Annotated in this window: 13 protein-coding genes and 1 riboswitch; of the genes, 5 read left to right on the top strand and 8 right to left on the bottom strand. The window is 60.1% G+C overall.

Translation table 11 applies throughout. From position 1 onward, the window contains the following. Nucleotide 1 precedes the first annotated feature (1 nt). Together K6U75_13895 and K6U75_13890 are read right to left on the bottom strand one after the other, a co-directional pair. Complete coding sequence (locus tag K6U75_13895) at nucleotides 2-2,776, bottom strand: extracellular solute-binding protein (protein ID MCL6476130.1); 2,775 nt, start codon at nucleotides 2,774-2,776, stop codon at nucleotides 2-4. 15 nt (nucleotides 2,777-2,791) lie between these two features. After that, nucleotides 2,792-3,607, bottom strand: coding sequence for a polysaccharide deacetylase family protein (locus K6U75_13890; protein MCL6476129.1), 816 nt, complete (start codon nucleotides 3,605-3,607; stop codon nucleotides 2,792-2,794). 132 nt (nucleotides 3,608-3,739) lie between these two features. Here K6U75_13890 and K6U75_13885 point away from each other — a divergent pair, with 132 nt between their 5' ends. The 3 genes from K6U75_13885 (at nucleotide 3,740) to K6U75_13875 (ending at nucleotide 6,930) form a co-directional block, all read left to right on the top strand. Continuing rightward, nucleotides 3,740-4,993 (top strand): N-6 DNA methylase, encoded by a 1,254-nt coding sequence (locus K6U75_13885; GenBank protein ID MCL6476128.1) that lies wholly within the window; start codon nucleotides 3,740-3,742, stop codon nucleotides 4,991-4,993. Between the two features lie 281 nt (nucleotides 4,994-5,274). Further along, nucleotides 5,275-5,925, top strand: coding sequence for an ATP-binding protein (locus K6U75_13880; GenBank protein ID MCL6476127.1), 651 nt, complete (start codon nucleotides 5,275-5,277; stop codon nucleotides 5,923-5,925). Between the two features lie 87 nt (nucleotides 5,926-6,012). Then, nucleotides 6,013-6,930: a hypothetical protein gene (locus tag K6U75_13875; GenBank protein ID MCL6476126.1), complete on the top strand. Its 918-nt coding sequence runs from the start codon at nucleotides 6,013-6,015 to the stop codon at nucleotides 6,928-6,930. A gap of 174 nt (nucleotides 6,931-7,104) precedes the next feature. Here the strand turns inward: K6U75_13875 and K6U75_13870 are convergent, their stop codons facing one another. Genes K6U75_13870 through K6U75_13860 form a run of 3 tightly spaced genes read right to left on the bottom strand, consistent with a single transcriptional unit; the run spans nucleotide 7,105 to nucleotide 10,246 of the window. After that, entirely contained in the window at nucleotides 7,105-7,938 is an 834-nt protein-coding gene (locus tag K6U75_13870; protein MCL6476125.1) for a carbohydrate ABC transporter permease, read from the bottom strand. Continuing rightward, nucleotides 7,935-8,822 carry a sugar ABC transporter permease gene (locus K6U75_13865; protein MCL6476124.1) on the bottom strand — a complete coding sequence of 296 codons (888 nt, stop codon included), beginning with the start codon at nucleotides 8,820-8,822 and terminating at the stop codon, nucleotides 7,935-7,937. The genes K6U75_13870 and K6U75_13865 overlap by 4 nt, the downstream gene beginning before the upstream one ends. After that, nucleotides 8,819-10,246, bottom strand: coding sequence for an extracellular solute-binding protein (locus tag K6U75_13860; GenBank protein MCL6476123.1), 1,428 nt, complete (start codon nucleotides 10,244-10,246; stop codon nucleotides 8,819-8,821). Before K6U75_13860 ends, K6U75_13865 begins: the two co-directional genes overlap by 4 nt. A 303-nt stretch (nucleotides 10,247-10,549) precedes the next feature. Here K6U75_13860 and nifJ point away from each other — a divergent pair, with 303 nt between their 5' ends. Beyond that, the gene (gene nifJ / locus K6U75_13855; GenBank protein MCL6476122.1) at nucleotides 10,550-14,119 is read left to right on the top strand and encodes a pyruvate:ferredoxin (flavodoxin) oxidoreductase; all 3,570 of its coding nucleotides are present in this window, start codon (nucleotides 10,550-10,552) and stop codon (nucleotides 14,117-14,119) included. A gap of 75 nt (nucleotides 14,120-14,194) precedes the next feature. Continuing rightward, nucleotides 14,195-15,193 (top strand): dihydroorotate dehydrogenase-like protein, encoded by a 999-nt coding sequence (locus K6U75_13850; GenBank protein MCL6476121.1) that lies wholly within the window; start codon nucleotides 14,195-14,197, stop codon nucleotides 15,191-15,193. 94 nt (nucleotides 15,194-15,287) lie between these two features. On the opposite strand, the gene flgM is transcribed toward K6U75_13850, so the two are convergent. From flgM to K6U75_13835, 3 genes are all read right to left on the bottom strand, one after another. Beyond that, nucleotides 15,288-15,599 (bottom strand): flagellar biosynthesis anti-sigma factor FlgM, encoded by a 312-nt coding sequence (gene flgM, locus K6U75_13845; protein ID MCL6476120.1) that lies wholly within the window; start codon nucleotides 15,597-15,599, stop codon nucleotides 15,288-15,290. Nucleotides 15,600-15,658: 59 nt separating this feature from the next. Then, nucleotides 15,659-15,752: riboswitch (cyclic di-GMP riboswitch) on the bottom strand. A 149-nt stretch (nucleotides 15,753-15,901) separates the two neighbouring features. After that, nucleotides 15,902-18,001 carry a hypothetical protein gene (locus K6U75_13840; protein ID MCL6476119.1) on the bottom strand — a complete coding sequence of 700 codons (2,100 nt, stop codon included), beginning with the start codon at nucleotides 17,999-18,001 and terminating at the stop codon, nucleotides 15,902-15,904. Nucleotides 18,002-18,073: 72 nt separating this feature from the next. After that, nucleotides 18,074-21,172, bottom strand: coding sequence for an alpha-mannosidase (locus tag K6U75_13835; GenBank protein MCL6476118.1), 3,099 nt, complete (start codon nucleotides 21,170-21,172; stop codon nucleotides 18,074-18,076). Nucleotides 21,173-21,483: the final 311 nt, after the last annotated feature.

Genomic DNA, 21,483 nt, shown 5'->3' with positions numbered 1-21,483 from the left:
CTCATCCCTCCACCGCATGCGCCGCGCGGAACTCCACGCGCTTGAGGATACGCAGCTGCAGGATGGTGAAACCAATCAGCACCGATCCCAGCACCCACGCCATCGCGGTGGCGTAGCCGAAGCGCAGATACAGGAAGGCGTTCGTCCAGATGTGGATGCCCAGCACCATCGTGGAGTTGGCGGGACCGCCCCCCGTCATCACGAACACGTTTTGCATGGCGTGGAAGCTGCCGATGAACGCGCCGATGAAGTTGATCATGATGAGCGGCTTGAGCGACGGGAACATAATATACCACATCTTATGCCAGAAGGTGCCCCCGTCCACCGCGATGGCTTCGTAAAGGTCCTCCGGTACGGTTTTCAGTGCCGCCAGGTAGATGAGACTGCCCGGTCCTGCCCCCGCCCACACGCCGGGAATCACCACGCACAGCATCGCCAGGCCGGGCGTATGCAACCAGTCGATGTACTTCACGTCCGGCGAGACCAGCCCCAGCGCATGAAGCACGGGCATCGCGATGCGGTTCAAAAAGCCGTAGGGCGTGGGGTCGTAGAACATCTTCCACAGGAACATGATGACCAGCCCTGTCGTGACTGCTGGCAGGTAAAAGATGACGCGGAACAGGATTTTGCCGCGCGGCACCTCGTGCAGCAGCAATGCCAGAAAAATCGGCGCGACGAAGCCGATAGCCAGATTCAACACCACATATAGCACCGTCGCCCGCACGGAGTTCCAGAAGTCGGGGCTGGTCATCACCTCGATGAAGTTTGCCAGACCCACAAACGGGCTGTTGCCGTACAGCTTGTAGTCGTAAAACGCCATCAGCGTGCCGCGAATCAGAGGCAGGTACTGCCATAACAGCACCGTCAGCAAAGCGGGCAACATCAGCGACCATGCCAGCATGGTGGTGTAGCGGCGTTTCGCTCCCGCGCCTACCACGTGCGTTGCCTGAGTCGTCAGCGTACTGCCATGTACTGCGGATTGCTCGCGCATCGCCCACACGAAACCGTACACCACCAGCGGCGCCACCAGCAAGAAGATGATAGTACCCAGCGTGTTGCGTCGTCGCTCTACTTCTGGCGGCACCACCCGATACAGTTTCTCGTTCACCTCGTTCATGCTGGTCTGGATGACCTTCGCAGGGTCTTTATACTGTCCGCCGTCGTAGAGAATGGTATCGATGGGCACCGCCAGTTCGTGTCCCTCCACATGCTGGTAGTAGGGATCGTGCGGCTGGATGCGCCCGTATTTCGGTGCCTCCTCCATCGCCCGACGGAAGGTCGGCTCGTAGTCCTCATACTCCTCCGTGAAGCCGAACTTTTTCAGCATCTGCGGGCGGATGAGATGCGGGTAGCCGTTCTTGACATACACCTCCGTGATAATACGCTGCGCCTCCTCGCTGCAGCGGAAGACGAGATAGTCCCACGCCGCCTGTAGCACCTTCGGGTCGCGTGCGGCGCGCGCGCTGATGACCCATGCGCGTCCCCCTGTGAGTGCGGCGCGTACACCACCCTCTCCTGCGCTGGGCGGAGGACCCAGCCCAATCTGGTCAGGACGCAAGCCCCCCTGTGTCAATACCTGGTCAATCACCTGCGGGTTGATATGGTCCAGCATCATGGCGATTTCGCCCCGCAGGAACATCTCCACCGGGTCGCCCCCTACGCGCGCCACGCCCACATACACGGGTTGCCCGCGCAGGTCGCGTCCGCACTGCTTGCAGTGGAAGCGGGTTTGCTCCGGCTTCACCGGTATCACCGTGCCACAGACGCGACAGCTGATGCGTTCGACTGGTGAGCGAATGGGGTTCTCTTCTTTGCACTTCGGGCAGACAGCGACGGGCAGGTTGTTGGGCGTTTTGCAATCGGGACAGCGTGTCCACTCCGTCCAGCGCAGCTTCTTGTAGAAGCGCAGGGCACGTTGCCCCGGCTCGCGCCCGTAAGCCACCTTCCAGCGCACCGGCTGGTTGGCGAGACTGCGTCCACATTTGCGGCACAAACACTGCTTGTCTTCCTGCTTGAACTCGTTGACGGTGCCATCGTAGGGGCAGGTGCGCTCCTGCAGCGTCATGTCGCCGCCCGCCTGATACACGAAGTTGGTGAAGATGTATCCTGCGGTGTAGCCCGTGCGCAACGCGGTACCGTATTGCCCCGTCTGGAAGCGCGCGCCTTTCACGTGCTTCTCGGGGTCGGTCAGCCGTTGCGCGAATTCGAAGTACTCCTGCCAGTCCTTCGGGGGACGCGGCGGCACGATGCCTGCCTCCTCGAACAGGTCGCGCCGATACCACAGCCCGAGTATCCAGTAATCGCTCACCACGGCGTACAGCCTGCCATCGGGACCGCGCGCCGCATCGTAGTGATGCTCGGTCAACCCCAGCGAAGGGGGCTTCCACTCGGGGTTGCGCTTGCGATGCTCGCGGATAAGGTCGTCGACGGGATACAGTAAGCCCTGCCGGATGTAGTTCTGCACCTGTCGGATGCTCAGGTCAAAGACATCGGGCGCACGGTCAGCGGCAAACGCCATCATCTGCTGCGCTTCCGCCAACCCTTCGGGCAAGGCAAGCCCTGTTACCCGCTCGAAGCGGTAGTGGGGATACTTCTTGAAAAAGGCGTCAAAAACCGCCAGTTCTGCCTTGTTCTGTACGCCGGTTGCGCTGCGTAGCGGGATGTTCGCCAGACGAATGGTGACAATCTCCTGTTTCTGTGCCCCGCTATCTGCGATGAACAATATTAGCACCCAGAGGGTAGTCAAAAGCTTCCACGAGAAACCACGCGACCGCATCTGCCCAACACCACCTCAGCGATAAAGGTGCCGATAACTGATTAACTGAATACCGCGTTCGCGGATGCGCTGAACCACTCGCGGGCTGGTAAAGGCGGCTGTAACCGCCGCCCGCTCTTCCGCCACGTGCTCGTAACCGATATGTCCCAGCGCACACATCTCCGGTGTATCCAGCCCCGGATGGTCTACCAGCAGCCACGTGCCCGGCGTCAGACGGTCCAGAATCTCCAGCAGGATGGCTTCCTTTCGTTCTGCACTGGCTTCCTGCCCGCCGAGACCCGCGGTGAATTGTACCCCTTCGTGCTCCAGTGGTAGCCCGTACTCTCGCGACAGCCTCTCGGTCAACGCCCGGAGATCTGGAGCTGCCACTGGCGTGCCCATGTGGCTGGAAAGATGGGAAACCTGCGGAATGTCGTCCAGCGCGATTTCGATTTGCGCCCGCAGCTCGGCTTCTACCTCGTCCAGACGATAACCACTCTCCAGAAAGCCCGTGCCCGGCGGGAAATCGGGACGCTGGCTGGTCATTGGCAGGAAGCGCCCGCGCCGGTCACACAGGCTGGGAGCGTGCGTCACCGGTCCCCACTTGCAGGCTTCCCACTCGCTGGTCAACGTCAGATGCACGCCCACGTCCAGCTCTGGATGTTCCCTCAGCATCTGCACCGCCTCCGGGTACCACGGGGCGGGAACCATCACCTCCACACTGCGCAGGATGCCGTCGCGATAACAGCGGATGCACGCCTCGTTTGCCGCATGACACGAGCCCATGTCATCCCCACGCACAATCAGGCGGATGCAAGACGTGTCGTTTGTCCCCTCAAGCACGGTTACCACCCTCGAAGAGATTCTCCTCGCGATTATTCGGTTAATCAATTCGCTCCGATCACGGCGACATCCTCCTGTATCACGCATACTTGGCTCGCAGGAACAACGGTGGGATGCGGCAAAATAAGTATGTTAACGCTTATGCTAAAATGGGGTTCCCAGCAACCAAACCTCTATCTGCAGACACCAGGCACGTCCTCCACAGACGTGCGCAACGTATCGGACAGGGCACTGGGCGTGGTGTATACGCCCCGCGAGCTGGTGGAGTTTATGGTGCACCTCGCACAGCCTTCGCGCGAACGATGTCGAGTGCTGGAGCCTGCCTGTGCCGATGCCCCTTTCCTGACCGAGTTCGCCAACCGCTACGGAACACACCACGAACTGGTCGGCGTGGAGATCAACGCGGAACGACTCGCGCTGGCGAAGCAACGCCTGCCCACTGCCACCTTTGTGGAAGCGGATTTCCTGTTGTGGGAGCCTTCGGATTGCTTCGATATCATCATCGGCAACCCGCCCTACGGCATCATCGGTGACGAGAGCCATTACCCCATCCACCCGCTGCGCGAACGCAAAGGCGCCTACCGACAACGATGCACCACCTGGCGTGGCAAGTTCAACATTTATGGCGCATTCATCGAGCATGCCACTCGGCTGCTCGCCCCCGATGGCAGACTGGTGTTCGTGGTTCCCGCCAGCTGGCTGGTGCTGGATGATTTCAAGCGGCTTCGCGCCTTCCTTGCAGAACAAGGCGGGCTGCGCGTTTACTATCTGGGCAAGGCGTTTCCGAAACGCAATGTGAGCGTGGTGGTGATGGTGCTGCAAAAAGGGGCGCAGGGTCTGGAACTATATGATGGTATGGCGCACCTCGCCCTGCGCAAGAGCCTCTATTCGGGGGAAATCATCCGCTTTGAAAGCGCGGAATGGCTGGAGATGGAGCAGGAAGGCGTACCACTCGGGGAAGTTTTCACCATCCGCTTTGCCGCTCGCAGTCCCGAGGTGCGTCGTCACCCGCTGGTGCGTCAGCAGCCCCTTGCAGGAGACGTGCCCATCCTGACAGGCAGGAACCTGCACGCAGGCTGGATCGACTATAACACCTGTTATTCGGGTTACTGGATGCCTCTCAAGCACGCGATGGATTTGCGGGACTTCTATGGCTTCCCTCATCTGGTAGTGGCGCATACCAAAGGCACGCGCGTGGTGGCTGCACTGGACGAGCGATGCTACCCCTGGCGCGAAGAGTTCCATCTGATACCGAAGGTCGATGGCATAGACCTGCGTGCCGTCACGGAGTATCTGAACGGTGAAGCGGTGCAGCGGTATGTGCGGGCGCTATATCGCGATTTCGTGCCGCATTTGACCTTGGCGATGCTGCAACGAGTGCCAGTAGTTGCATAGGGCGGCTGGACATACGGGAGCCTTCTCCGCATTCGGCAAACCAGTGCAATCCATCTGGGCGGCAATGAGGAAGTGGATGTCGTCTCAATCATCGCATTTGGGTGGGTTCATTTGCTGCACCGCTCCTCTTGACTGGCTTCTATCTCTGTCTTATCATTGTAGAAGCTGACATGGGGAGAACCAAGTGCAACACTGTCTTCTCATAAAAACCCCATGCGCGAGCTGTCCGATCAGGCGCGGTGGTTAGAGGCATTGTCAGACGGCGCAAATGGAAACCTGAGATGGCGAAGGACTGGACCTGGCTAAAGACGCAATCCGAAGGGCAGTTCCTGGAGCGCAAGAGCTTCTATGAGCGAAGCGGAATACCCCCTCGTCCCTGCCCCATCAAAGAGGTGGTGCGCGCTGTTGCAGAAGCCCTGGTGGCGATGGCCAACGCTGACGGCGGAACCGTCGCGCTCGGCATAGAGGATGACGGAACGGTCTCTGGCGTTCCGGATAGGTATGATCGGGATGCCATCTTTTTGCAACTCCACCACCTTGTCCGCCCGCAACTGAACTTTCGTTTCGAGCAAGTTACTCTGGAAGGACAGCGCGTTTGGGTTTTCGAGACCGATTGGAGCGTGGAGGTGCACCAACTCACCGATGGGCGGTATCTCCTACGGGTGGGTGAGCAAAGCCTGCCTTTCCCAGCAGGGGATATCGAGGCGATGAAGCAATCGCGCCTGCAACGCGCCACGGAAGTACAGTTTCTTTCTGACGCCACCCTTGCCGACCTAGAAACCGACCTCCTGCTGGAACTGGCGCACAAGAGTGGGCTGACTCTGTCTGTGGAGGACACCCTTGTTCATTTCAAATTGGCAGAAAAAACAGCCGCTCAGCTGCGCCTTACCCTCGCAGCGGTGCTGCTGTTCGCGAAAGACCCCATCCACTGACATCCCCGTTGTGGAATCGAATTCATTCGTTGGGATGGCACGGAACGCCGCACGGGTGCTGACCTGAACATTACCAAGCGCATTCGGATGGAAGCCCCGCTGGTTCGGTTGGTTGAGGAAGCGCACCGCACTATTCGGGCGTATATCCCCGAGCGACAACAGCTCGTAGACCTCTTTTTCGAGGAACGACTCGTTTATCCTTCCTTCGCCTGGCAGGAGGCAATTGTCAACGCGGTAGCGCACCGAGATTACCGCCTTCAGGGCCTCGGCATCGAAGTGCACCTCTTTGATGACCGCATGGAGGTCTGGAGCCCAGGCGAACTGGTCGAGCCAGCCACCATCGATCGGCTGAGGAATCGGGAACGAGTTCACGCCTCTCGCAATCCCCGCATCGTACGGGTCCTCACCGCATTTGGTTACATGCGGGAGCTGGGCGAGGGTATTCCGAGAATGTTTGAAGTGATGGAGGGACAGGGGCTGCACCCGCCCGAATTTCGGCTGGAGGGTGGACGGTTCGTGGTCACCTTGCGCAATACGCCGGTGTACCGCCCCGAAACCATGCGTTGGCTCCGGCAATTCGAGGGCGCAGGGCTGAGCCGCAACCAAACCCGATTGCTCGCTTATGCGCACGAACATGGAGACCAGTTCACCAGCCGAGCCTATCAAAAGCTCGTCGGCGTGGACGTCTATACTGCCAGCAAGGATATCAAAGACCTCATCCGCAAGGGTATCGTTCGACTCACCAAGCCGCAAGGACGTGTCTACGAGCTCGTTACTAAAGCCCAAATGGTCGCGCTTGAGAAGCCGCCTGAGTTTGTGTCTATTGAGCCGATTTTGCAGGAAAAAGGCTTTGTCAAAAATGAGGATGTTCGAAGGGTATTGGGCGTGTCGAGGATCCGAGCCTGTCGCTTGCTACAAAGTCTCTCCGAGTATGGATTCCTGGAAAAAGAAGGCAAAGGGCGCGGCGCGCGCTATGTACCCGGCAGAAAAATGCTTCATCGTTAACCGAAAATGCATCAGTCTCAGTGAGATTAAAACGATTTGAGGGTGATACATTCCATAGACGCCGATCAGGCGCATAAAATAAACGGATGCCGTTCTACATCGCACAATTCCGAAAAGTCCTTCAACTGCGTAACTTTTAACCATATAAAGGAAAGGTCCTTGTCTTGGCAACCCTCATGCCTTCAGGGCGCCGCTGGTGACCCCCTGCACGAAGGCGCGCATCCCCACCGCAAACAGCACGATGAGCGGCAGGCTACCAATCACGTAGCCCGCCAGTGTGGGTCCGTAGTCCAGATTGAACTCGCCCGCGAAGCGCGTGACACCCACCGTGAAGGTCTGCAGGCTGCTATCGCTGATGGTCACGAGGGGCCAGATGTAGTCGTTGTAGATGCCCAGCGTGCTCATGATGGCGATGGTCGCCAGCGTGGGCAGCGAGAGCGGCAGGACAAGGTAACGGTAAATCTGCAAATCGCCCGCGCCGTCCAGCCGCATGGCTTCAAACAGCTCGTCGGGCAGGCTCGCGAAAAAGGTTCGGCACAGCACCACGCCCAGCACCTGTCCGCCCGCCAGATAGGGCAGGATTAACGCCCAGCGCGTGTTGAGCAGTCCCATACCCTGCACCAGGGCGTAGGTGGGTATTAGGGTCAGGATACCCGGCACCACCAGCAGCGCAAGGATCAGCGCGAAGACCGCATCGCGTCCACGAAAATGGAGCCGTGCCAGCGCGTAGCCCGATAGCGAACTCAGCAGCAGGACACCTGGAACCACTACCACAACGATGATGAGCGTGTTGAGCAGGTAGCCTTTCAGCGCAACCGCCGCCTCGCGGTAGAAATCCCAGCGGGCAGGCTGCGGCAGCCCCCAGAAGCGCGTGAAGATGTCGGCGTTGGTCTTCAGCGAGAGCAACAGCATCATCACAAACGGCAGCAGCGATAGCGCCAGCAGCACCATCAGCACCACCGCCGCCAGCACCTCCGCCAAACGCACCTTTCGTCGTCTCTTCGTCATATCTGTTTCTCCAGCCTCCTGCCCCAGAGCAGATTCAGCAGGGACAGTGTGAAAATCGCCACGAACAGCGTCAGTCCGATGGCGGCGGCATAGCCCATGTGCCCGAAGCGAAAAGCCTGAAAGTACATATGGAGTGCGGGTACGTGCGTTGCCAGTCCAGGACCGCCGCCAGTGAGAATCAGGATGCTGCCGAAGTCCTGCAACGTGCCGATGAGGGTCAGAATCACCAGCAGACGCACCTGCGGCAACAGCAGCGGCAGGTCCACATACCAGACCCGTCGCAAGCCCATCACCCCATCCACCTGGCAGGAATCCCATACGTCGCCCGAGATGGCGTTCAGACCAGCGAGATAGATGAGCAGCGCCAGCCCGCCCGCCCAAGGAAAGCCAATGCCGATAATCGCCCACAGCGCGGTGCCCGAATCGCCCAGCCACGAACGGGTCAGCCCGCCCATGCCCAACGTCTCCAGTATCTGATTCAGCAGGCCGACACTGCCATCATAAATGAAGCTCCACAGCAACATCGTGACCATGCCGGGCACCACCATCGGCAGGATGAAGGCGGTGCGCAAGATATACTGCCAGCGCGGCGAGCGCAGGCTCATCAGCAGTTCCGCCACCAGCAGGGGCATGGTGAGCGTTTTCAACACGTTCGCCACCAGCAGGATAAGCAGGTTGCGCAGGCTGAGGCGCAGGAACTCGTCATGCCACATCGCCACGAAGTTACCCAGACCAATCCACTGCGGTTCCTCACCAGTCTCCCACCGCGTGAAGGCACGCGACAAACCCAGCACCGCCGGATAGTAGTTAAACAGCGCGAGCAACACCAGCGTCGGCGCGAGCATCAGCGCAATGACCACGATAGAAGTGCGTCGTCGGCTCATGAGGGTGTGTCCTTCGTACGGGGATTCATGTCCAGTTTCTGCATGGCAATCACGCGCGGCACCGCCTCTTCCATCAGTCGCTGATAGCGGTTCAGAAACTCCCGCAGGGAGATGCGCCCTTCCATGTATCGCTGCGCCCACACCGTCCACTGCCACACGGACTCCTGCTCGTCCATCAGCCCGCGGAAAGAGAGCTTCTCGAAACCTCTACCCTCGAAGGGGCGATAGTATCGTTGCAGTTCAGGCGGCATTTTGACGCCGGGGATGAGCATCGGGCCGCTGAGAGGGCGGCGGTTTCGTACCGCTTCATCCACCAGTATCTGTGCGCCCTGTGGACTGGTCAGGAACATCAGGAAGTCTATCACGCGCTGCGTCTGTTGTGGGTTCTTTTTCACCACGCCCAGCACCAGCCCCGGTCCGCCCACGCCGCGGAACGGAGGCACCCGGAAGCGCGAGGCGGTGAGCGGAGGCACCGCGAAGATGCCCCAGTCAAAACGCGCCCGAGGCGGCAGGTCTGCCATGTCCTGCATCAAATCGCCGATGAGCCACGAGCCTTCCAGCAGGATGGCGGCGCGCCCCGTCAGGAACAGATTGTACGCGGTCACCGAGTTCGCACCGTGAAAACCCCTCTGCCAGTAGCGCGAGAACGTCTTGATGTGCGCGTACAGCTCGGCGAAACGCTCGCTATCAAAACGGATGATGCGCCTGCGCACCGCGTCCAGCAACCGCTCGCCGTTGACAATGACCAGCGAGTCGTTATACGGGTCGCTCAGGTTCAGGCGGAAGCTGGCGTTGCGCGTGGGGTCATAGTCCCAGTCGCCCGGGCGCGACATCACCAGAGGCACCCAGTGGCGCGTGTAGGCATCGGTGAAAAAGCGCACAATCCAGCCCACCGTGCCCGACCAGTAGGAATCGGCGTTGCCCGGCACGGCAAACGGCAGGTAGCCCGCCGCACGGATGCGCTCCGCCAGAGTCAGCATCTCCTCCCATGTGCGGGGAGGCTGTAACCCCAGCTTGTGGAAGAGGGTTGCGTTGTAGTAGAAACCGATCTCCACGAAGTCGACGGTGACGAACGAGACGCCGCCTGCGGTTTTAAACTTCTCGATAAACTGCGGGTTCAGAGTTTCTATCCACGCCTTGCCCGTGTAGGGATTGCGCCGTTGCAGGTAGGGCGCCAGGTTCACCAGCAATCCCTTCTCGTACATTCCCCAGGCAAAGTTGGCGTTGAAGAGGTCGGGGGCTTTGTCGCCCGCGCCGGGGATTTGCGTGCGCAGCCAGGTCTCGTAGCCGTTCACGGGCATCACCTGCACCTTCACCCGCACGCCGGGGTGGGCGCGTTCATATTCCCGTGCGAGGCGGTGAAAGCCCTCGCGATAGTTGCCGCTGACGGTGGCAAGAAATATGGTGGCTGCCTGCACAGGCATCTGAACTCCCCTTCCCGAAGTTACAAGTTCTTGGAGTGTTGGAAATACTCCTGTTGGACGTCTGGTTATCGCCCACATCCGCCTGACAGCCTGCTTTTTTCCAGACAGAGTGGTTGCTTAGGCTATGATGATTGCAAAAATCACCTTGTACCCTTTTCAAATGGGAGAAGTTGGTGTACTATATTGGTTGAAGCAACTGAATCACAGCGACGCACGGAATCAGGCAGGTTACGTGTCACCCCCCTGAAACACGCACCTGTCCTGGTGTGCAACGGACAACGCTACACAGAAAGGGATACGACGATGGCACGTTCGTATATTACGCTAGACGGTAACGAAGCAGCGGCATATACCGCTTACCGCACCAACGAAGTGATTGCGATTTACCCCATCACCCCCTCTTCCCCCATGGGCGAACTGAGCGACGAGTGGGCAGCGAAAGGCATCCCCAACGTGTGGGGCACTGTACCGCAGGTCGTCGAGATGCAATCGGAAGCGGGGGCAGCAGGTGCCGTGCACGGAGCGTTGCAGGCGGGCGCATTGACGACCACCTTCACCTCCGCGCAGGGACTGCTGTTGATGATTCCCAACATGTTCAAAATCGCGGGCGAGCTCACCAGCACGGTGTTCCACATCGCCGCGCGAACGGTCGCCACACATGCGCTCTCCATCTTCGGTGACCACAGCGACGTGATGGCGTGCCGTTCCACCGGCTGGGCGATGCTCTTCTCCAACGACCCGCAGGAAGTGATGGACTTCGCGCTCATTGCCCAGGCGGCGACTCTGGAGGCGCGCGTGCCCTTCCTGCACATCTTCGACGGCTTCCGCACCTCACACGAAGTGCGCAAGATCGAGCAGATTACGGAAGACGACATGCGCGCCATGATAGACAACGACCTGGTGCGCGCCCACCGTGAGCGGGCAATGAGCCCCGACCGTCCTATCATCCGCGGCACCGCCCAGAACCCCGATGCCTTCTTCCAGTCGCGCGAGCGCATCAACCCCTTCTACGCCGCGACGCCGGGCATCGTGGAGAAGGCAATGAACAAGTTCGCCAGCATTGTGGGCAGGGAGTATCACCTCTTCGATTACGTGGGTGCGCCCGACGCCGAGTACGTCATCGTCATGATGGGATCGGGCTGCGGCACCGCTGAAGAAACGGTGCGCGTGCTGGTGGAGAAAGGCGAGAAGGCAGGCTTGATCAAGGTGCGCCTGTATCGCCCGTTCTCGCGCGAGCACTTCATGAAAGCCCTGCCGCCCACCGTCCGGGCTATCGCCGCGCTGGACCGCACGAAGGAACCGGGCGCGCTGGGCGAACCGCTGTATCAGGACGTGGTCACCGCGCTGGGCGAGGCAATGATGGAAGGAACCTTGCCCTTCGAGCGCGTGCCGCGCGTCATCGGCGGGCGATATGGGCTGTCCTCCAAAGAGTTCACGCCGGCGATGGTCAAAGCCGTCTACGATGAACTGGCGAAGGAAACGCCCAAGAACCACTTCACCGTGGGCATTATCGACGACGTCACGCACACCAGCCTCGATGTCGACCCCAACTTCAGCACCGAGGCGCCCGATGTGGTGCGTGCGGTGTTCTGGGGACTGGGTGCAGACGGAACCGTCGGCGCAAACAAGAACTCTGTCAAGATTATCGGTGAGGAGACACCCAACTGGGCGCAGGGTTACTTCGTGTACGACTCCAAGAAGTCGGGAGCGGTTACGGTATCGCACCTGCGTTTCGGTCCGCGCCCCATTCTGGGCACTTACCTGATTCAGCGGGCGAACTTCGTGGCGTGCCACCAGTTCCACTTCCTCGAGCGCTACAACGTGCTGGAGATGGCAGATGAAGGTGCGACGTTCCTCCTCAACAGCCCGTACGGTCCCGAAGAGGTCTGGGACCATCTGCCGCGTTCGGTGCAACAGCAGATTATCGACAAGAAGCTGAAGTTCTACGTCATCAACGCATACGACGTCGCGAAGCGGGTGGGACTGGGTGTGCGCATCAACACCATCATGCAGACCTGCTTCTTCGCCATCAGCGGTGTGCTTCCGCGCGATGAAGCCATCGCCAAGATTAAGGAAGCCATCCGCAAGACCTACGGGCGACGTGGAGAGGCTGTGGTGCAGCAGAACTTCGCCGCGGTCGATGCCGCGCTCGAGAACCTGTTCGAAGTGAAAGTACCCGGGCAGGTCACCAGCACCTTTGACCGCCCGCCAGTGGTTCCCGACCACGCGCCGGATTTTGTCAAGCGCGTGACGGCAGAGCTGATGGCAGGGCGAGGCGACCTGTTGCGGGTGAGCGCGTTCCCGGTGGATGGCACGTATCCCACAGGCACCGCGATGTGGGAGAAGCGCAACATCGCACTGGAAGTGCCCGTCTGGGAACCCGACCTGTGCATTCAGTGCGGCAAGTGCGTATACCTCTGTCCGCACGCCACCATCCGCGCAAAGGTATACGATAAAGAACTGCTGGCGAACGCCCCGGCGACCTTCAAGGCGGCCCCCGCCAAGTGGCGTGAGCTGCCCGATAAAATGTTCACCATTCAGGTCGCTGTGGAAGACTGTACGGGATGCCAGCTGTGCGTGGAGGTCTGTCCGGCGAAGGACAAGAGCGACAGTTCGCGCAAGGCGCTCAACATGCGTCCCCAAATCCCGCTGCGGGAACAGGAGCGCGCGAACTGGGAGTTCTTCCTGAGCCTTCCCGATGTGCCGAAGCACGACAGCCTGCGATTCAATAACATCAAGAACGTGCAGCTGCTGCGCCCGTTGTTCGAGTTCAACGGCGGTTGCACAGGGTGTGGCGAAACCCCGTATGTGCGCTTGCTCACCCAGTTGTATGGCGACCGGCTCTACATTGCCAACGCCACGGGTTGCTCCAGCATCTACGGCGGTAACCTGCCCACGACTCCGTACACCACCGACAGCGAGGGCAGAGGTCCCACCTGGAACAACTCTCTGTTTGAGGACACCGCCGAGTTTGGGCTGGGTATGAGGCTGGCGATCAACCGCCAGAACGCCTACGCGCGCCAGCTGCTGGAGGAGCTGCGACCCGTGATTGCCGATGACGAACTGGTCAACGCTCTGCTCAACGCCGACCAGTCGGATGAGGCGGGCATTTACGCGCAACGCGAACGTGTGGCGAAGCTGAAGGAGAAGCTGGCAGGCAAAAGCGAGCCGAAAGTGCGCGACCTGCTCGCCGTTGCCGATATGCTGGTGCGCAAGAGCGTCTGGATTATCGGTGGCGATGGGTGGGCGTACGACATCGGCTATGGCGGACTGGAGCATGTCCTTGCCAGCGGGGAGGACCTCAACGTGCTCGTGCTGGACACCGAAGTGTACTCGAACACGGGCGGACAGGCGTCCAAGTCCACGCCGATGGGAGCGGTTGCCCGCTTCGCCGCGGGGGGCAAGCCCACCGCCAAGAAAGACCTGGGCATGATGCTGACGCACTACAGGAACATCTACATCGCACAGGTGGCGATGGGCGCGAACGAGCTGCAGACGCTGAAGGCGTTCCAGGAAGCGGAGGCATATCCTGGGCCCTCCATCATCATCGCCTACAGCCACTGTATCGCACACGGCATCGACATGAGCAAGGGACACGTCCAGCAGAAGCTGGCGGTAGATTCCGGCTACTGGCCGCTCTATCGCTACAACCCGCTGCTGGCAGCACAGGGCGAGAACCCGTTCCAGCTCGACTCGAGCGGACCGACCATTCCGTTCAAGGAGTACGCCTCCAAGGAAGGGCGTTACCGCATCCTGATGCAGTCCAATCCCGAAGCTGCCGAGCGGTTGCTGCAGCAGGCGCAGCAGGTGATCGAGGAGCGGTGGCGCTTCTACCGCATGCTGGCAGGCAAAAACGCCGAAGGCACAAAGTAGAAAATGCCGGGGTTGGCACTTGCCAACCCCCTTCCCCATCTGTGACGGAATAGAGATTTCAGGAGGACTATAGCCATGGATTTGAGCACAACGTACATGGGTTTGAATCTGCGAAACCCGCTGGTTGCCTCTTCGTCGCCGCTGTCGTACAAAGTGGAAGGCGTTTGCAGGATGGCGGAGGCGGGCATCGGCGCAGTAGTGATGCACTCGCTATTTGAAGAGCAAATCACCACCGAGAGCCTCGCGCTCGATTACTTCCTGACACACGGCACCGACAGCTACGCCGAAGCGCTTAGCTACTTCCCCGACCTGGGCGATTACAACGTGGGACCCGACGAGTACCTCAATCTCATCCGCAAAGCGAAGGAATCGGTGGACATTCCCGTCATCGGCAGTCTGAATGGTGTCTCTTCAGGTGGATGGGTGAAATACGCCAGGATGATTGAGGAGGCGGGAGCAGATGCGCTGGAACTGAACGTGTACTACCTGCCTACAAACCCGGAGATGACCGGTGCCGCTGTCGAGCAGCTGACCACCGACGTGGTCAAAGCGATACGCCAGGAAGTGAAAATCCCTCTGGCGGTGAAGATAGGGCCCTTCTTCAGCTCCATCCCAAATATGGCAAAACAGCTGGCGGAAGCGGGCGCCAACGCGCTGGTGCTGTTCAACCGCTTCTACCAGCCGGATATCGATATCGAGAATCTGGAAGCTGTGCCCCATCTGGTGCTCAGCGACTCGGACGAGCTGCGTCTGCCGTTGCGCTGGGTGGCTATCCTCTACGGGCGAGTGCCCGCCGATCTGGCGATTACCACCGGCGTCCACACTTATGAGGATGTGTTGAAGGGACTGATGGCGGGCGCGAAAGTGACGATGATGGCTTCCGAGCTGTTAGAGAACGGAGTAGAGCGCGTCGGGCAGATTCTGCAGGAGATGCAGATGTGGATGGAGGAACACGAATATTCCTCCGTCCAGCAGATGATTGGCAGTGTCAGCCACCAGAAGGTAGCCGAACCCGCCGCGTTCGAACGCGCTAACTACGTCAAGGTACTCGGTTCCTACAAGCGGATGATATAAAAGCATAAGCGGGGGCGTACCACTACGCCCCCGCTTACCAGGCTCCTGATCCGAAAAAACGGCTCACCCATATCGGGGTGGTCCGGGGTGCAGACTACCGCACGTTGTCCGCGACCGTGCGACGAACGATAAGGTCCGCAATCTCCGCAGCCGAGACGTGGTACTCTCCCGCTTCAATCTTCTGGCGAAGCTCCTGCACCATCTCCTCGCGCACGTCCGGGATGTCATCCAGAAGAAACTTAATCTGCCGGATTTCCTGGGCGCGCGGAGACAGCTCCACCACAGCGGCGGGAGGTACGTCCCGTTGAGCGTCGACCGATGGCGGGGCAGACACCACTGCCTCCCCCACCCTGCCCGTGCGGCTTAACTGCAACACCCGGCTGTACTCGTCCAGCGAGATTTTCATAGCAATCCTGCCTCCTACGACGACGCCCTGCGAAGATGCGCCGTGTCGTTGGGCAGAACTTCGGCAGCCGGGCGATCATATCCCGACCCTCGTCGGGACTTAGACCCCATAGCTTTGCGCCCCCACATTTCTGTGGGTTTGCCTTTATCGGATCCGCCTGTCAATCGGATTATCGGCAAACCTTCAGGAAAACTTTAGGGTTGCCGCCGAAAATTTTCGCACTTTTTTTTTCGAGCGCATTATAACAGCAACAGCGCATTGGTTGCAAGTACCTGCCCATACTGCAAACAAATGCCCCGTGACTACTCGCTGACCTCCAGGCTTATCAACTGGTGCCCCAACGCTGGCAGGCGCGCCCACAGGGTAATCTGTGCGTCCCGCTGATGACACGGCGCGTCCGTCGCACGCACAGAAAGCCCTTCCGGCAAGCCGATATCGCTCAGGTGAAACCGAATCTCTCGCTCCACCTCGGTCTCGGCGAGGTTGAAGACGTTCAACACGGCAACCGTGCCCTGTGCAGGGAGGTTTTTACTCCACAGGGTATGCGCGTGAACGGTTTCGTCGATACCATAAAAGGTGCCCCGCGTGTAGAACGGCTTCAGCGAACGGTATGTCTGCATGGCTCGCTTGTGCGCTTCCCAAACCTTCGGGTCCGGGTGTTTGCCCCCCACGCCCAGGTGCCTGCAGGTGCTGGCATACCACCAGAACACCAGCGCGTGTTCGTTATCCTTACGCAGGTCGATATGCAGGTAAATCGGGATGGAATAGGCGAGATTGACGTAATACAGGCTCAACGACCGCCCGCTGCGCAGGTCATCCATCGTTTCCCACATGTACTCGTAGCCCCAGAGTTCGTCGGACGAACCGGGCAGGGCATGTAAGAAGTAGGTGGGTGCATACCGTATCATCGAACCGCCGACTACTGGGTCGTGTAATTCAATCAGTACCTGCGGAAACTCACGCTTGACTGCCTGCAAGAGTTGCAATATCGCCATACAGTGCTCATGACGAGTGAGGGGCAGGGAATGCCCGTGCGACTCGTCGTAGCACTCGCCCGTGAACATCGCTCCGTCGTACATCAGGAACGAAGCCCCGTCCCGGCACAGCTGCACCAGGCGTTCTGCTTTTGTCTGAAGATAGGCGGGCGATGCACTACACAGGGCAGGTAGAACCTGACCATCCTTGTCCTTCCGACGCGCCTCCATCGGGTAGCCGTTGATGTCGCACCACGCTGCCAGTGGATTGTGCAACGCCAGGCGCATACCGTAACGCTCCTCCAGCCATCTGACGAAATCCCGCTGTGTGCCCAGCCGGTCTTCCGCCCATACCGAGGAGGCAAACAGAGTATCCCAGCCCGGGTCCAGATACAGCGCCTCGCAGCCTATTTCGGCGGCTTTCTCCGCTTCCGCCTCCATATCGGACAGCTGATAGACCTCCTGCCGTCGCTCGGGGGTGTCAGGTCCCCACCACAGCGGGTTGTCGTAGAGTTCGTTCCAGTGCACGGGCGGGTCGTAGTTTGCGGGAAATCGATGCCCCAGCGTTTCCGTCCACTCGCGAAACACGTAGAACGCGCCCTTCCAGCCGCCTTCGCACGCGACGAAGCGGGTCACCCCAAAGCGGAAGCTCTGCCATGGGTCGAGTTGTGCAACGGGTTCGGGGTCACCCAGTTTCCATAACCCCGCCCCACCGAAACGCAGATAAGTTTTGCCTTCGCGCTGGAACGGCTGCAGCAGAGACCACTCCATCGCGTCGGGGTTGTGCTTGGCGATGAGGAGGGCGTGTTCTGCGTCCGCGTCCACCCATGCCCATGCCTCTGACCCGAAGGCGACGGTGAGGATAAGCTGCGGCACCATGTCAAACGACCAGAAGTAGAAGCCACCCTGTCGCGACAGCAGATCGTCCGCTGTCATGTCCAGAAATTGACCGTTGAACGGCTCCCTGCGGTATGGGATGGGGTAAAAGCGACTGCCCTGCAAGTCCGCGCACAGAGATTCACCTTCCAGCAGGTTTCTGGTGAAGCCAAAAACGGCATCACGCAGGTCGAGCGGTTGCTCCCCTGCGTTCGTCACCGTCAACTGCTCCTCCAGCGCCGAGGCTGTCGCCCGAAAGGCGTGTTCCACCAGCAAGGTATCGATGCGGGCGCGAAGGGTCACGCGATAGGTTCCGTCCTCCAGCTGCCCTATCTGCGGAGGCTCTTGAATTGGGGGCAACGGAGTATCGGGACTGACGTAGCAGTAATCGCCGTCGGCGTACACGCGGCCAGTTCGGCGCTGCACCAGACGGCAGGGGTTCAACCCATCGCGAGTGCGAATATGCAGCTGCAGAGCCGCGTTTCCCAGCATGAGCTCGCCCGTTCGTCGGCTCCACCGCACGAACGGAGCCTCTTGCGACCTCTTAGCCATGTGTTTTCCTCCTGATTGTGATGTGGCGACGTCCGCCTGAAGACGCACGTCGCAGAATGTTTGCGGCTTGTTTTACCGCAGCTTGACGGTCACCACCTCAAAGGGCCGTATCTGTACGGTGAACGAGCCGTTCTCCAGCGGCAGCGGCTGGAGGTCGCGCTCCAGCAGGTCGCATAGCACCGCCTCTCGAACGGGCAGGCTGGTGGTTACGGTCACCTCGCCCCGCGAGTGGTACGCCTCGTACAGCCGAACCACTATCGCCTCCTCGTCCTCCGCCTTCTTGACTGCCTCGATAATCACCCCGTCGCGGTCCACCCAGAAGAACTTGCCTTCGGTATCCTGCCCTGCCGATTTGCCTGCAGGTAGTAGCAGCGTGCGCGGCGGGTTATTCAGCCAGTACGCCTCCTCGATGACGCCGCCTTCCTGCGGGCTACCCGCGTGCGGGAACAGGGAGTAGGTGAACTGGTGATGCCCCATGTCCGCTTCGGGGTCGGGCGCTTTGGGGGCGCGCAGTAACGTGAGGCGCAACGTGTTGCCGAACACGTCGTGCCCGTACTTGCAGTCGTTCAAAAGTGCGACGCCGTAGCCATGCTCGCTGAGGTCCACCCACTTCTGCGCGGCGACCTCGAAGCGCGCCATGTCCCAGCTGGTGTTATAGTGGGTGGGTCGCTCCACGTGACCGTACTGTATCTCATAGGTAGCCCTCTGGCTGTTGACCGCGACGGGGAAAGCCACCTTCAGCAGTTTGTACTCCTCGTGCCAGTCCACTTCGGTGACGAAATCGATGCGGCGGCTCCCCGCTGCGAGGCGCACCGTCTGCACCACACAGGAGTTACCGAACCGTCGGGTGAAGCGCACCGCCCCGCGCAGGGGGCCTGCCTCCACCACTTCCTTCGATTCCAGTTCGGTCAACACGCGCCCTTTCTCCTGATAGAAGATGTCGATGTCCCACGCATCCCAGAAGAGCGGTTTGTCTTCGTATAGCTGCAGCTGATTGCCCTTTTCGCCGGCAGCCAGCACCTCGCGCCGGTGTTCATAGTCGAAGATGCGGGTCATCAGCCCATGCTCGTCGAACTCTACCCGCAGGATGCCGTTGTCCAGTACACGAGGCGAGACAGTTATTTCCGGCTCTTCGGGGCAACCCTCTTCGCGCAGGTCGTACACGGAGAAGGAGTACTCCTCCGAGCTCCCGACGTCCTCCAGAAGGGCGTAACGCTGTCCTTCTCGCTCCACAATCTGCACGGGCATCACGTCCTCGCCGCAGCGAGCGGAGCGCGGCGTGAACCCATCGGGAATGCGCACCTCCAGCAGCTGGGCAGAAGAGGGAGGCGGAAGAGTGCGCACCACCAGAAGCGGAGTGTGCATCCCCTGGGTGTTCACCGTTTCGCCGATAGCCCGCAGTGACTCTTCCACGATGCGTTCGCCGATTGCTCTGACTTCTGCGTAGTCGCGCTCGGAGTCGCGATACACCTCGTTCACCGACGAGCCCGGGATGATGTCGTGGAACTGGTTCGTCAGCACCAGTTTCCAGGCGCGCTCCAGCTGCGGAGCGGGGTAGTTTCGCAATCCATCGGGACGCACGCAGGCAAGGAACTCCGCCTCGCGCAGCAGGAACTCGCTTTTGCGGTTGTGGCGCTTGTTGCGTGCCTGCGTGGTGTAGGTACCGCGATGCAGCTCCAGATACAGCTCCCCCACCCAGACGGGCAGGTCTTTTGCCTCCGCTTCCGCTTTGGCAAAGAACTCGCGGGCGAACTCCAGGGTCACGCGCGGCATCCCTTCCACGTCGCGCAGGCGACGAGCATATTCCAGCATCTGCGCAGTGGGACCGCCGCCGCCGTCGCCATAACCGTAGATGTAAAGCGCGCGCGTGGCGCGGTCGTGCTCTTTGAAGTTACGCACGTGATACATCAGCTCGCGCGGTGTCATGTTGCCGTTGTAGGTGTCTGCGGGCGGGAAGTGGGTGAAGATGCGCGTGCCGTCAATGCCCTGCCACAGGAACGTGTGATGCGGGAACCTGTTCACCTGATTCCAGCTAATCTTTTGCGTCATAAAGTAGCGGATGCCCGCTTTCTTCAGGATTTGCGGCAGACAAGCCGCGTAGCCGAACACATCGGGCAGCCAAAGGTCTATGGTCTCGATGCCGAACTCCTGCATCCAGAACCGCTTGCCATACAGTATCTGTCGCACCAGCGACTCGCCGCCGGTGATGTTACAGTCCGCTTCCACCCACATCGAGCCGGCGACCTCCCACTGCCCCTCGCGCACTTTCTGCTTGATGCGCTCGTACAGCCGTGGCGCCAGCTCCTTGACCCATGCGTATTGCTGTGCCTGCGAGCAGATGAACTTGTACTCGGGATACATCTCCATCAGGCGCACTGCCGTAGCGAAGGTGTGGATGCACTTTTGCTGGGTGCGCTCGAGGGGCCACAGCCAGGCGGTATCGATGTGGGCGTGTCCGATGGCGCTAATCTGGTGGGCTGACGGGCAGGCGGGTTTGTTATAAGTCTGCGCGACAATCTGTCGGCAACGGGCGATGCTACCGCGGTCGCTGGGGTCAAAAGCGTTCACCGCCTCGTTCAGCGCGTAAAGCAGCTGCGCCCGGCGTGGCTCGTTTGCAGGCAGTTCCTTCAACACCTCCAGAGCAACCTGCATGTCGAAAAAGAGCGCGGTTATCTCCCGATCCCACACCGCGAGATTGGCGTAGCGGAAGGTGAAGGGGTTGGGAGGAGGCTCGACAGGTCTGGCATCCACGCTGACGTAAGGGTTCATGCCCGTCGCCTGTACATAAAGGGTTATCTCCTCGCCGCCAATCGCCGAATCGGTCAGCAAATACTCGCGGTGGTTTTCGTCGATGCCCTGTTTCGGGTCATCGCCTACCCACACCACCGCCTCCGCACCGCAGTCGATCAGGGCGCATACCGTTTGCCCGCGCCATTCCGGGGGAACCACCGCGGTAAACCGGAACCACGCATCGCTCCATATCGGTCCCCACGTGTAGCCCGGCTGCACGGGAGTATATACCTGTCTGGGAGCATCGCCTGGCGAGATATTGCCGCTCGGGCGGTACACTCCCGCCTGCATTGCTACCTGCGAAGCCCAGATTCGAGGCTGGAGCTCATTTCGAATAAAACGCTCCACACGCGCCAGGGTCAGTTCGGGATGTTTCAGCATGGATGCCTTCTCCTCACCTCCTGAACAAACTGGTGATGACGACTGTAGGTTTCTCTTCCGATAAACGGGGTTCCTGCAGGGGAACGAACAGGGCGTCCAGAAGGAGAACCTTCACTTCGCTCCGGGTGGCGGTGCCCAAGGCGGGTTCGAGGGCGAACCTCAGGTGAGTCGTCCACTCAACCCAGGCGGATAAGGAGGTTAGGACTTACGCAGTTGCGATGGGCACCTGACGGCCCATGCATTTTTCAACGACTGCGGACCCGATTTACTGTCATGCTGAAGTCTATGTTGTTTGTCAAGGGCTACCAGCC

The sequence above is a fragment of the Bacillota bacterium genome, assembly GCA_023511455.1.
Lineage (GTDB): Bacteria > Armatimonadota > HRBIN16 > HRBIN16 > HRBIN16 > HRBIN16.
The sequence above is the reverse complement of the archived record's forward strand: the minus strand, read 5'-3'. Positions and strand labels throughout refer to the sequence as shown.